This window comes from Alkalibacterium subtropicum, assembly GCF_900112455.1.
Taxonomy (GTDB): domain Bacteria; phylum Bacillota; class Bacilli; order Lactobacillales; family Carnobacteriaceae_A; genus Alkalibacterium; species Alkalibacterium subtropicum.
In genome coordinates, this window is sequence record NZ_FOLT01000011.1 from 41,874 (window position 1) to 54,638 (window position 12,765).

The window sequence follows — 12,765 nt, forward strand, 5'->3', positions numbered from 1 at the left end:
ATATTTACAGAGGTGAAAAGATAGGTTTGTCGACCGCGGTTACCGACTCTGTTAGAGGTGTTCTAAAGGTATCGACCGGCAGATAAACGACCGGATATCTTAGTAGAAGTGTTCAGATCCAGCAGTATAAACGATTAAATATCAGGTAGTGTTATGGTATAGTAAATATATATAATGGTGATAGGGAGTGGGGGTAAGGTTGAATTTCTGGATGAATTTTTTAGTGCTTGTACTGAACTGGTCCGTACTCGTCTGGCTGAATAATGGGGGAGTGCTTCTGATGCTTTGGAGCGCAGCTTTTTTTGCCGCCTATTTCATGCTTCCCATCCTGGAAGAAAAGCTCAGGGAGAGTCTGTTCTATCTGCTCGCCGGCGTGGCTATCGTGACCTTCTGGACATCACTTACGTCTCCTCATTTGTGGCTCCTCCTTCTTGTCCTTTGTCTTGACTCTAGTTTGTTTATGCCGGGAAAAGCCTTTATACGCTATGGTCTCATTTCTTTAGGACTGCTCTCAAGTGGTCTTGTTATGTTGAACCACTGGCAGTCATTAGCCAGCGCTGTATTTTTCTTCGGTTTCAGCCTCTACGTTTTCAGGGCCTTCAAAGAGTCAAGAAATACGAATCACATCACCGAAAAAAATCTTAAAAAAATCTCAGACGATTATTCAAGAATGAAGCGGCAGATGGTGACCCGAGACCATATGGCGAGACAAGAGGAACGCAGCCATATTGCCAGGGAGATACATGATTCAGTAGGGCACCGCCTGACCGCGCTGCTGATGCAGCTGGAAGTGGCTCGTCATAAAGCAAACGACAGTGAAACGAAAGCCTATTTTGCCGGTTTAAAATCCCTGGCTCAGGATAGTCTTCATGATACCCGATCTGCGGTCAAAGCGCTCAAATCAGATGAAACGTCAGGGATACAGGCCGTGGTTCACCTGATCCGCAAACTGGAAGCGGAAAGCCATCTGGAGATACGGTTTGTCATTCAGTCTGGCGTATTGGGGCTTAAGTTATCCAATGCCCAGTCTGTCACTGTTTACCGGTCCATCCAGGAAGCACTGACGAATATGATGCGTCACAGTCAGACAAAGAGAGCGACGATCGAATTTACGCATCTTGGCGATCGATACCTGCAGTTTAAAGTGTCTCATCCCGTCCGCTTTAAAGTGAGGATCAAGGAAGGCTTCGGCCTGACCAGCATGCGGAACCGACTGGAAGAACTGGGCGGGACCCTGTCGCTGACTCAGGATCAGAAAGAACTGAAAGTCATTGGACAGTTTCCTTTAAATCAATGAATTATGTATCAAGGAGTGGATGCAGTCGATGTATACGATAATACTAGCCGAAGATCAGTCACTTGTCAGACAAGGACTGAAAATGATGATCGAAACGGACCCTGAACTGAAAGTCATTGGGGAAGCGGAAACGGGGAGGGAGGCCATCGCGCTGTGCGAGAAGCAAATCGTCGACCTTGTCATCATGGATATTCGTATGCCGGAAATGAACGGCCTGGAAGCCAGCCGGCTGATCCGCAAGCAGTGGCCGGATCAGAAAATCCTTATCCTGACCACCTTCAATGATGAAGCTTACGCTATGGAAGCGTTAAAAAGTAAGGTCAATGGTTATCTTTTAAAAGATGGCGATGTGGAGGAACTGAACCGGTCGATCAAAGCGTGCCTGAATGGTGGGCTGATGATCGAAGGGCAGGTCGCTGCAAAAGTCATGCCACAACTGATCGATCGATCCGGGCAGAAAAGAAAAGCCCCTGAAGTGGGTCTCACTGAAAGCGAACGTGAAATCGTCGAGAAGATCGCTGAAGGTAAAAATAATCAGGAGATTTCAGAGGCGCTGTTCCTATCGGTCGGGACCATCAAAAACAAGATTTCTGTCATTCTGGATAAACTTGAATTGCGTGACCGGACGCAGATCGCGATCTTTGCTTTGAATCATCAGATCAAAGAGTGACTTGAGTCATCCTGATGAATGACTCGAGACAGTAGGCACCGGTCTCTTTTTTTTATATGATTTAACTACAGATAAGGAAAGAAGGGTTACTTATGCTGGAAACGAAAGCATTGACAAAAAAATTCAAGTCCTATGAAGCGGTCTCCAATGTCAGCCTGTATTTAGAAGAAGGGGAATCAGTCGGGCTGCTCGGTCCCAACGGTGCCGGGAAGTCCACAACGATCTCCATGATGTCGACATTGCTTCCGCCGACTTCCGGTGAGGTCCGATATAACGGGGTCGATGCCCTGAATAAACCGCAGGAATTAAGGCGGGTGTTAGGGGTTGTCCCTCAGGAAATCGCTTTGTATGAAGAGCTGACAGCGTATGAGAATATGAAGTTTTTCGGACGTATTTATGGACTGAAAGGCCAGAAGCTCGAACAGCGCATCAAAGAGGTGCTGGAACTGATCGGGTTGACGGAAAGGAGCAAAGATCGGGTCGAGACTTATTCTGGAGGGATGAAACGCCGCATCAACATTGGGGTGACCCTACTGCATGAACCGCGTGTCCTGATCATGGATGAGCCGACTGTCGGAATCGATCCCCAGTCACGGAATTACATTCTCGAAATGATCCGCCGGTTAAACAGGGAAAAGGATATGACGATCCTCTATACCAGTCACTATATGGAGGAAGTGGAAAAATTGTGCGACCGCATCTACATTATGGATCACGGTGAAATCATTGCGTCAGGCACGAATCAGGAGCTTAAAAATATCCTGGCAAACGATGAAACGATCCGGATCGATGTCGAGACGCTCTCCAAAGACTTTGCTGACCGGCTGTCTTCCCATGACGTCGTTCAGAAAGTGACCCAGGAAGGAACAGGGTATAAAGTCATTGCCACAAAAGGCGATGATCTGCTTGGCGACGTCTTTGAACTGGCAAAACGTTCACATACGAAAATCACCAGTGTGGTCGTTCAGACACCCACGCTGGAAGATGTCTTTCTGCATCTGACGGGCCGTACGTTGAGGGATTAGAGGAGGGATGAGATGTTACATTTAATAAAAAAAGACTTTCAGCTTCTATCCCGCAGCCGTTCCGATCTGATGCAGCTTTTGCTGATGCCGTTCCTGCTCATAGCTATACTGGGCTTTGCTCTGGGGGATCTGCTGTCGACCGGCTTTTCCATCGAGCCTTTTCCTGTTGCGGTCGTAGAAGAACAGAATGAGGATGAAGCGGAAGAAGCCTTTGAAAATCACTTGATGGCTATCGGTATGGGAGAAGCAGAGAGAGCGCAGCTCCTGGCTGTCACGGACGAACTGGATCCCAGGGACGAACTGTTCAATGTCCTGGAAAGTGATGAAGTCAGTGAATGGGTCACCGTTTCAGAAATGTCGAGCCGTACCTCAGCAGAGGAAGCCCTTGAAGAAGGTGAGGTAGAAGGGGTGATCGTTATTCCTGAAGGCTTTTCGGAAAATCTATGGAAGACTGTCCTCTTGAATGAACAAACCGTGTCCGAACTGGATCTGGCGCTGGTAGACTTTCAAAGTGTACCGGCGGATATCCTGAGAAGTATCACCAGATCATTTGTGGACCGTTTCAACCTCGAATTGTCGATCGCTCTCGCTTTAGAGGGCGAAGAGGAGACCGCTGCTGCCGCTAACGACTATGGTGAGATCGTTTCGCTGAATGCGGTAGAGCCCATCACTTCCTTTCAATATTATACGGTGGGCATGGGGATGATGTTCGCCCTTTACACTGCTCCAGCACTGGCGAGTCGGGCATTTAAAGAGAAAGAACAGCACGTCTTCGGCCGACTGATCGTCTCCGGGACCCGGCCCATAAACTATCTCTTGAGCAAACTCGTTTCCGGTATGTGGATCACGTTCGTTCAAGTCGCTATCCTCTTTGGGTTGAGTACCCTCGTCTTTGGCACGTTTTCCGGCAGGGAGCTGTCATTCTGGCTGGATGCCGGCCTGGCTACGCTGATCCTGTCATTTGTCGTAGGGGCGATCACCAGTCTGCTGACATCCATTGCGCTCTATTCAAACAGCGATGCTACAGCAAGTACCTTTGATGGGCTGATCGTGACGCTCTTTGCATTTCTTGGAGGGAGTTTCACCCCGGTCGAACAGTTTTCGGAGAGTTTGAAGACATTGGGGAACTGGACCCCGAATGGTGCGATGATGACCAGTTATCTGCAGCTTCTGCAGGGCTTTTCTCTTTCAGAAGTCTCATCTCTTATGGTTAGAGTCGTCATCATGGCTGTCGTGCTTGCCGCAATGAGTATTGTGATCTTTCCAAAAAGGAGGCTGGATTAAATGTGGACGGTATTTAAACTGCAGTGGCAGCGTCTCTTCAAAAAGCCTTTACTCGTCCTGTTCTTTTTAGGATTGACAGTGCTTTTCGTTTACTTCATGGGTGGAAGCCAGGGCAACCAGCAAATCACCGTACGGACCTTCAGTCAGGAACTGTCGAGCGAGGAATTAGATGAATGGCTCGCCAAGCTGAACGAAGATGACACGTTTATTTTTGAAGAGAGTGATTATGACACCGTTTATGAACGGATACGAATGAATAAAACAGCCTTTGCTCTGGAGCTGAATGAAGACGATTACCGGTTTTTAGTGGGACGCGAAAATATTGAAATGTCTCCGATCATTCAGCATGTCGATCAGATTTTTACGCGTGAAAAAAGGCTGTCGGCCATCGCGCAAAACGATGGAGCGGATCCTGTGGAAGTGGAGACCTTTATCACCTTAAATACGGAGGCCGGTAATGAGGAAGCTGCAACCAACCAGGCCTATCCCATTATGCTGTTAGTCGGCATGACGTTTTTCTTCTCGATTTTTTCGATCCTGCTTTTGATGATCAATCTTGTCGAAGAGAAGAAAACGGGAACGTGGAACCGGCTGATTTTTTCTCCTTTGAGCAAAACGACGATTTATTTGGGTCAGCTGCTGCATTACTTTTTAGTCGGCCTGTTCCAGATCGGTCTGGCATTCGTTATTTTAGACGCTCTTTTAGGCATCAGTCTGGGGAATAATTATATGGCTATGCTGGTGGTGACGGTGAGCTTCGTGTTCGCCATTGTTTCCCTGGGTCTGCTGATCATCGGATTGGTATCGTCACCGCAGCAGCTGCAGGTCGTGATCCCGATCGTCGCCACATCGATGGCAATGCTCGGCGGAGCATTCTGGCCGCTTGAAGTAGTCAGTAACCGCATCCTTTTATTTCTTGCAGAGCTTATGCCCATCAAACATGGCATCCAAGGAATGATGGGGGCTGTGATCCAGAACAGAGGGGTCACGGAGCTGTTAGAACCAGTCTCAGCTCTGCTGCTCATGGGGGTCCTGTTCATGGGCATCGGGCTCAATCTGATGGAACGAGTCTCTGAAAAGCGAAGCATTTAGAAAGATGAAAATGTAGACGGAAGATGATTGACCACTCTGGTCAGATATGGTAATGTAACCGTATAATCAGAGTGGTCGATTTTTTTACGTATGCTGACCGGCCTGGTCAAAAAGGTTTAAAGCAGGGAGGTAGTTACGGGGGAGGCCTTTATTTCTACGGAGATGAAACCAAAACGGCTCCTGTTAGCCACCATTGGATTCCGCAGGCAGAGATGGCTGAGACGTGTATGTAATCTCTTTCATCTCTTACGTTATACGATGCGCCGGTATACTAAGTAAGGAAAAGAGTGACCTTACCTGACACGTCATCGCATGATGCTGAGAACTGGGTTCAGGAGTACGGTAATTAATGATACATAAAGTAAGAGTGTGATGGAGGAGAGATAATCAAATGGAAAAAATTATTGAAATCCGAGGACTGAAAAAAGCTTTCGGAAAAACACAGGCTTTATCGGATGTAAGTTTCGACGTTTCCAAAGGGGAAATCGTGGGGTTTATCGGTCCAAACGGATCGGGAAAGTCGACCACGATCCGCATCCTCTTGGGTCTGATCAAAGCAGATGAAGGCAGAGCATCGATTTTTGGACAAGATGTCTGGGACGAAGCTGTAGATATTCATAAACGGGTGGCGTACGTACCTGGAGATGTCAGCTTATGGCCGAATCTGACAGGCGGGGAAGTCATCGATCTCTTCCTCAGTATGCGCGGTCAAAAAGTTGACAAGCAGAGAAAAGAAGAACTGATCAAGAAATTTGAATTTAATCCGACCAAAAAATGCCGCAGCTACTCAACAGGGAATCGCCAAAAAGTCGCTCTGATCGCAGCGTTCGCGGCTGATGCGGATGTGTACATTTTTGATGAACCGACAGCCGGACTGGATCCTCTGCAGGAACGTATCTTTCAGGAACAGGCACGCGAAGTGCAACAGAGGGGCGCCAGTGTTCTCTTATCCAGTCATATTTTGTCAGAAGTCGAACAGCTCTGTGACACCGTTGCGATTATCCGACAAGGCGAAATCGTGGAAGCCGGTTCAATGAATGAACTGAGACACCTGACACGTACACAGATCGTGATGAAAACAAACGAGAAGGTGCCTTCGCTTGAAGAGCAGGATTTTGCTCATGACGTCTCACGTGAAAAGGGAGAAATCATTTTCCAGCTGGATAGTGATAAAATGCCGGAATTTCTGCATTTTATCGCACCCTATCATGTCACAAAGCTTGAAAGCGCGCCGCCGAAACTCGAAGACTTGTTCATGCGTCACTATGAATCGACGAAAGGAGGGGTCTGATTGGCTCAAGCATTTATGCAGACAGCGCGGTTGTTTCGTTTTTCTATTAAGAAAGACTGGGGAAAAATCAGTTTGTGGCTTTTGGGCTCGGCCTTTTTCATATTCGGGGGACTATTTGAAATTGTTCAACTTTTCGGTGGTGATCCGGCCGAACGGGAAACGTTAGCTTTAGTATTTCAGAATCCAGGAATGATTGCCTTATTTGGACGGGCTCTCGGAGAACAGAATTTTACTAACGGTGCGATATTCACTCAAGTAATGACGATCATGACCTTTATTTTAACAGGTATCATGTCGATCTTGCTGGTCGTCAGAAATACCCGTTCTGAAGAAGAGGACGGCATCCTGGAGCTGATCCAGGCTCAGCCGGTTGGACGTGTGGCTCATACCGCGGCTGCCATCTTACTTCTGGTCACAACGAATATCCTTGTCCTGATCATTTCCGTTGTTATTCTGATGGCGTTAAAAGACAGCAGCATGATGCTGGAGGGCGTACTGCTCACCGGTACCATTTACGCCACTTCAGGGATATTTTTTGGAGCTGTTACGCTGGTGACCGCTCAACTCTCGACCAATGCAAGAGGCGCCATGATGCTGGCCTTTGGTGTACTGGGTGTGTCTTATATCATACGGATCATCGGTGACGTGAGTCTGTCGTTCCTCAGCTGGTTCTCCCCAATGGGTCTGCTATATAACACCGAACCCTTTGTCAAAAATGACTGGTATCCAGTTTTTATCAGTCTAGGTACCAGTCTGCTGCTCATTGCCTTAGCGCTTTTTCTGAAACAGAAACGGGATATGGGGTCAGGACTGCTTCCGGACAAAGAGGGGGAACGTCATGCTTCTGCTGTTTTGAAAACGCCAGTCGGTTTTGCTTTGAACCTGATCAAAACACCACTGATCGTCTGGACTGTCGCCCTGATCATTTTGGGCGTTACCTACGGCTCAGTCATAGGGGACTTGGATAGTTTACTGGAAGGCAATGAAATTTTGAATCAGATCATTGCCGCAGAGGAAGGTGTCAGCATTTCCCAGCAGTTTTTGGCCATGATCCTTGGTGTTTTGGCCTTTATCTCTTCGATCCCTGCTTTACAGTTTCTGTACCGTCTACGCACAGAAGAAGTGAAAGGACGGCTGAATAACGTGTTTGCCGGAACGCATTCCCGCTATGTTATTTTAGGTACGTTTTTTCTATTGAGCGTGTGCGTTGCGTTAGTTCTGCAGTTATTGGCGTCGCTTGCCTTTGGTGGAGCGGCTGTCGCCATGGACTTTAATGTTGAGTTTATCGACGTTCTGCTTGCAGCAATGGCTTATGTTCCCGCCGTTTATATATTGATCGGAATGGGAACGCTGTTTTTAGGCTGGCTGCCGAAACTCACCGCTATAGTCTGGGTATATTTAGTTTTTATCTTTATTAATCTGTATTTTGGCGAACTCTTTAATTTTCCAGACTGGCTCAGAAATCTATCGGCCTTTCAATATGTACCAGAGATACCGGTTGAAGAGTGGAGCTGGCCGGTTGCGTTATCACTGACTGGCGCTGCTCTCGCCTTTTCCGCTATCGGATTCATTGGTTATAGAAAACGCGATATCGATTAACTGGATAACTGATTTAGATGATTGGACAGACGGTGGGCGGGCAGCTCAGCGTCTGTTTTTTCATAGTTGAGTGAGCGATTCGGTTTATTCAAAGTGCTCAAAAGGACGAACACGCCGAAGTCAGGGTACTTCGGCTTTTTTAGAAATTTTCGAAAGACGAACACGCCGAATCCGTCAAACCTTCGGCGTGTTCGCCAACATCTTCCATTTGAAGAGACCGAACCATAAGATGTTCGGTCTCTTCAACATCTCCCGTCTACCCAATAAGCCGAACCGGCGCTGAGTTCGGTCTCTTCGTCACTGAAGTCTATTCCAATAAACCGAATATCTCAATGTTCGGCTTGTCCAGACCGACCAGTCATCTGAACACGCCGAACCCTTTTAAATCTAAGTATACCAAAGGAATAGAAAGAGATATTCCAACAATTTACTGATAAGTACTAGATGAGATCAGGATCTATAGATCCTGATCTTTCAATTGTAAGGATTTTCAAATAATTTCAACTTTTTACTACGTTAAGTGTGGTAATTTATGCGTGATAGTGATAGACTGAGTACAACGACAGATGAAGTACTTTTTTTCCTTGTCCAAAGTAATCACTTATACATAATTAAATTAAAGAGGAGGAGAGAATGAGTGATCAGCAGTGACGTCATCAGAGGCTATAATGACACGTTTCTCCTGTCCTTATTGGCTCAGGGAGATTCTTACGGCTATGACCTGTCCAGACAGATTCGGGAACTGACTGATGATGCTTATATCATCAAGGAAACAACGATGTATTCAGCCTTTACGCGTTTGAAAAAGAAAGGCTACATCACCTCTTATCCCGGGACTGTCACTCAGGGGAAAAAGCGCACGTATTACTCCATTACTGAAAAAGGCAAAAACTATTTAAAGGAAAAAAGGCAAGAGTGGCGTATTACCAAGGAAGTTGTCGATAAATTAGTTGGAGGGGATAATAAATGAATACGATCAGAGAATATATCGAGCAAATGTTCAAAGGCGTTCCGATGACCGAGGAAACAGCCCAGTTAAAAGCGGATATCCTGGCTAATCTGGAAGATAAATATACGGCATTAAAAGACAGTGGGGCATCCGAACATGAAGCGATCGGCACGGTGATTGCTGAGTTCGGGGATATCGATGAGCTGCTGGAAGAATTCGGCGTGACCCGTGTAAATCAACAGGTCACGACAAACTATGAGACGATGGGCGAGTCAGACTTGAGACAATATATTCAGGCAAAAGGAAAATTGGGATGGAACATCGGGCTGGGCATTTTATCCATTCTGGCGGGTATGGCGGGATTGCTCCTATTTTTAGCTTTTCAGGCTGTGCTGCCCGGAGCCCTTTATATCGGCCTGTTCTTTCTTTTCAGCTTTTCAGTCATCGGCATCGGTCTGTTTATTATTGAAGGCATGAAGGCGGGCGATCTAAAACGCTTTAACTCGCCTTATATCATTTTCCCCAATGATAAAGAACAGTTCATCTCTGAACAGGAAGACTATAAGCGGTCGTTTATTTTCAGTATCGTTGCCGGGGTGTCTCTGTGCATTATGTCGATCACGCCCATATTGATGGGCGCATTGACGACACTCCTGCCGGTCCTTGTCGGGGTTGCTTTTTCCCTGTTGCTGATCGGTGTCGGGATCATCTTCTTTACCTACAGCGGCAATATCTGGAATGCGTATGAAAACATCAAGCAGAACGGTAAATTTGTCGAAGTGATCGAAGAAGAAGCCGCCAGAGACGAGCGAAACAGGAAAATGAATTACATCATCGACGAAATCTACTGGCCTATTATCGTGGTCATCTATTTTGTCTTCAGTTTCACTCAGGGGACATGGGCGTGGTCGTGGGTCATTTTCGTTCTTGCAGGAGCTTTGGAGAGTACGATCAAATCACTCGCCGGCAGCTGGGAAAAGACCTAGACGGCTTGTCAAATTAGAATGGATCAAAAGAAAGCGGGAGCATATGCTTCCCGCTTTTTTATCTTTATTGCCTCTGCAGCAGCGAACGTTTTCAAGACATGTCACACACGACGCTTTTGCATGGTATCGGCTGACCCGTCGTAGACTTCCTGATGTGTCTCTTTGCCTGCTGCTTTACGTTCATAGCTTTGAATAAGCTGGATAAAAAAAGCCACGGAACGGAATAGTACCGTTCAGTGGCTTTTCGTGTGTTTAAAATAATGGGTAATCAGCTGTCATGGGCCAGTACGATCTTGCCGATCGTATGCTCCGTCTGCAGCTGTGCATAAGCTTTTCTGAGCGTGTCTTCATTCATCTCGCTGTAAAGTGTTTCCAGGTTGGATGTTATAAATCCCTGCTCGACCTGATTTTTCAGCTCAGTCAGATATTCGTGCTGCTTGATCCAGTCACTCGTTTCATAAACGGAGCGGGTGTACATCAGTTCATAACTGAAGGTCACGCTCTTGCCGAAGAAACGTCCCGGGAGCGGTTTCTGAAGGGGAAGCAGAGAACACACGCGTCCTTGAGGGGCAATGACTTTGCTGATTTCCCCGATGTTTTCGTCTGCTTTGGCAGCGACGAATACCGTATCCACGTTATCAAACCCTAACTCTTCAAGCTGCCTGCCGAAGGGTTCAGTATGGTCGATGATATGTTCTACACCAAGCTCTTTCACGTACTTTCTGCTTTCTTCACGTGAGGCCGTACCGATCACAGTGAAACCGTAGTTCAACGCGATCTGGCAGGCGACCGAACCTACACCGCCCGCTGCACCAACGATAAGTAGAGTCACAGCGCTGGGGTCTTCTGACAGTGAAAACAGATCCAGACGGTCATGCATCACTTCATAAGAGGTGAGTGAAGTCAAAGGCAGTGCTGCTGCTTCCGTATACGTCAAATTCTTCGGTTTAAGTGCCACCATGCGTTCATCGATGAGGTGATAATCGGCCTGAGCGCCCTGTACCTTGCTTGTGCCGGGGTAAAACACGTCATCCCCTGTTTTGAATAGCTCGACATCTTCCCCGACTTGGACGACTGTTCCAGAAACATCCCGTCCTAAAATAGTGAAGGAGTCATCAGATGATTTTTTCATCATGCGGGTAGCCAAATCAGTAGGGTTAAGACCGACGGCTTTTACTTCGACTAATATCTCCCGTTTTTCTGGTACCGGTATATCCAGTGAAACTTTTTTGAATACAGGAAGATCCTCATCTTTTTGAGGATCATAAAACCCGTAGCCATTCATTTGTTCAGTCATATCTGTCATCCTTTCGATCTTTTCTTCAGTGTACACCTTCTTATTTTAAACAACAACTGTCTTTCTTTAAAAAGTGGATAGTGATCGACTACGATTTTTTGTTGTTAAAGTGGGGCGATTTTCGATATGATGGGGATAGAATTTTTTAAAGTAGAGGAGAATAAATCATGACCAATTATATAGATAATGCACTGAAAGTATTTGAGAATAATTTCGATTTAAAGAAAGAGGAAAAAGTGGTGATCATAACCGATGACCGCATGCGAGATGTCGCCTTACCATTTTATGAAGCGGCCTGCATCAAGGGGAACGAAACAGTCTTTTCTCAGTTTCCTGCGATATATAAATCCGGCGAGGAACCCCCAGCCCTGATCGCTCAGGCAATGAAGGATGCGGATGTGGCATTGTGCGTGACTACAGCCAGTCTGACGCATACGCGTGCCAAAAAAGAAGCTGCGGCTACCGGGACCCGTATCGGTACGATGCCCGGCATTACTTTGTCGATGCTTGAACAGGGCGCCATCGAAGCAGATCCGGATACCGTTCAGAAACTGACCGATTATTTTACTGACCTGTTGGAACGTTCCAGTGAAGTGAAGATCGAAAAAGATGGAGAAGTTCTGACCTTTTCGATCAATGGCCGTAAAGGGATCCCAAGTACCGGTATCTTCCGCGAAAAAGGACAGGCTGGTAATGTTCCTTCAGGTGAAGCCTTCATTGCACCACTTGAAGATTCAGCGAATGGAAAAATCGTCGTTGACGGTTCGATCGCGCAGATCGGAAAAGTCGATCAGCCGGTGACGTTATTTATTGAAAACGGCAAACTCGTTGATGCGACTGGCCGTCAGGGGAAAGAGCTGCTCGAGCTCCTTGGTACGGAAGACGGTAAAACCATCGCCGAATTTGGGATTGGCACGAACCCGACAGCCCGCATCACAGGTGTCGTATTGGAAGATGAAAAAGTATTCGGTACGGTCCACATAGCCTTTGGCTCCAATAAACCTTTTGGCGGCGTGACCGAAGCCGGTGTACACATCGACTGTGTGGTCAAGGAACCGACCTTCTGGATCGATGGGGAAAAAGTCATGGAAAAAGGACGGGTACTGAATCCCGATCTGCCATCCGTATAATAGTAAAAGGAAAGGCTAAGACAGAAGATGTCTTAGCCTTTTTTGATCCTCTCTTTTTTATTTGAAAATAATAGTGCAAAAAAGCGCAAAAAAACACGCTCCATGTTATAATAAATACAGATAAAATTTATTTTTTTAATTGAGT

The 12,765-nt window shown here is 46.7% G+C and carries 11 protein-coding genes; 10 read left to right on the forward strand and 1 reads right to left on the reverse strand.

The window, feature by feature from the left end:
* Positions 1–211 precede the first annotated feature (211 nt).
* The 9 genes from BM049_RS09525 (at position 212) to BM049_RS09565 (ending at position 10,193) form a co-directional block, all read left to right on the forward strand.
* A complete protein-coding gene (locus tag BM049_RS09525; RefSeq protein WP_143079479.1) occupies positions 212–1,297 on the forward strand; it encodes a sensor histidine kinase in 1,086 nt (361 codons plus the stop codon).
* A gap of 28 nt (positions 1,298–1,325) precedes the next feature.
* Positions 1,326–1,967: a response regulator transcription factor gene (locus tag BM049_RS09530; protein WP_091530991.1), complete on the forward strand. Its 642-nt coding sequence runs from the start codon at positions 1,326–1,328 to the stop codon at positions 1,965–1,967.
* Positions 1,968–2,059: 92 nt separating this feature from the next.
* Positions 2,060–2,992 (forward strand): ABC transporter ATP-binding protein, encoded by a 933-nt coding sequence (locus BM049_RS09535; RefSeq protein WP_091530993.1) that lies wholly within the window; start codon positions 2,060–2,062, stop codon positions 2,990–2,992.
* A 12-nt stretch (positions 2,993–3,004) separates the two neighbouring features.
* Positions 3,005–4,276: an ABC transporter permease gene (locus BM049_RS09540; protein ID WP_091530996.1), complete on the forward strand. Its 1,272-nt coding sequence runs from the start codon at positions 3,005–3,007 to the stop codon at positions 4,274–4,276.
* A complete protein-coding gene (locus BM049_RS09545) occupies positions 4,277–5,368 on the forward strand; it encodes an ABC transporter permease (RefSeq protein WP_091530997.1) in 1,092 nt (363 codons plus the stop codon).
* A gap of 391 nt (positions 5,369–5,759) precedes the next feature.
* Positions 5,760–6,659, forward strand: coding sequence for an ABC transporter ATP-binding protein (locus tag BM049_RS09550; protein WP_091531001.1), 900 nt, complete (start codon positions 5,760–5,762; stop codon positions 6,657–6,659).
* On the forward strand, positions 6,660–8,258 hold the full coding sequence (locus tag BM049_RS09555) for an ABC transporter permease (protein WP_091531003.1): 1,599 nt from the start codon (positions 6,660–6,662) through the stop codon (positions 8,256–8,258). It abuts the gene before it with no gap.
* A gap of 637 nt (positions 8,259–8,895) precedes the next feature.
* Entirely contained in the window at positions 8,896–9,228 is a 333-nt protein-coding gene (locus tag BM049_RS09560; protein WP_091531005.1) for a PadR family transcriptional regulator, read from the forward strand.
* A complete protein-coding gene (locus BM049_RS09565; RefSeq protein WP_091531008.1) occupies positions 9,225–10,193 on the forward strand; it encodes a permease prefix domain 1-containing protein in 969 nt (322 codons plus the stop codon). Before BM049_RS09560 ends, BM049_RS09565 begins: the two co-directional genes overlap by 4 nt.
* Before the next feature lie 268 nt (positions 10,194–10,461).
* Here BM049_RS09565 and BM049_RS09570 read toward each other — a convergent pair whose 3' ends face one another.
* Positions 10,462–11,490, reverse strand: coding sequence for a zinc-binding alcohol dehydrogenase family protein (locus BM049_RS09570; RefSeq protein ID WP_177188672.1), 1,029 nt, complete (start codon positions 11,488–11,490; stop codon positions 10,462–10,464).
* A 167-nt stretch (positions 11,491–11,657) separates the two neighbouring features.
* Here BM049_RS09570 and BM049_RS09575 point away from each other — a divergent pair, with 167 nt between their 5' ends.
* Complete coding sequence (locus BM049_RS09575; RefSeq protein ID WP_091531014.1) at positions 11,658–12,620, forward strand: aminopeptidase; 963 nt, start codon at positions 11,658–11,660, stop codon at positions 12,618–12,620.
* Positions 12,621–12,765 lie beyond the last annotated feature (145 nt).

Bases quoted from the DNA above. Each gene is read 5' to 3' on its own strand.
- BM049_RS09575 (WP_091531014.1), top strand. From the start codon at position 11,658: ATGACCAATTATATAGATAATGCACTGAAAGTATTTGAGAATAATTTC.
- BM049_RS09540 (WP_091530996.1), top strand. From the start codon at position 3,005: ATGTTACATTTAATAAAAAAAGACTTTCAGCTTCTATCCCGCAGCCGT.
- BM049_RS09525 (WP_143079479.1), top strand. From the start codon at position 212: ATGAATTTTTTAGTGCTTGTACTGAACTGGTCCGTACTCGTCTGGCTG.
- BM049_RS09550 (WP_091531001.1), top strand. From the start codon at position 5,760: ATGGAAAAAATTATTGAAATCCGAGGACTGAAAAAAGCTTTCGGAAAA.
- BM049_RS09570 (WP_177188672.1), bottom strand. From the start codon at position 11,490: ATGACTGAACAAATGAATGGCTACGGGTTTTATGATCCTCAAAAAGAT.
- BM049_RS09565 (WP_091531008.1), top strand. From the start codon at position 9,225: ATGAATACGATCAGAGAATATATCGAGCAAATGTTCAAAGGCGTTCCG.
- BM049_RS09545 (WP_091530997.1), top strand. From the start codon at position 4,277: ATGTGGACGGTATTTAAACTGCAGTGGCAGCGTCTCTTCAAAAAGCCT.
- BM049_RS09530 (WP_091530991.1), top strand. From the start codon at position 1,326: ATGTATACGATAATACTAGCCGAAGATCAGTCACTTGTCAGACAAGGA.
- BM049_RS09535 (WP_091530993.1), top strand. From the start codon at position 2,060: ATGCTGGAAACGAAAGCATTGACAAAAAAATTCAAGTCCTATGAAGCG.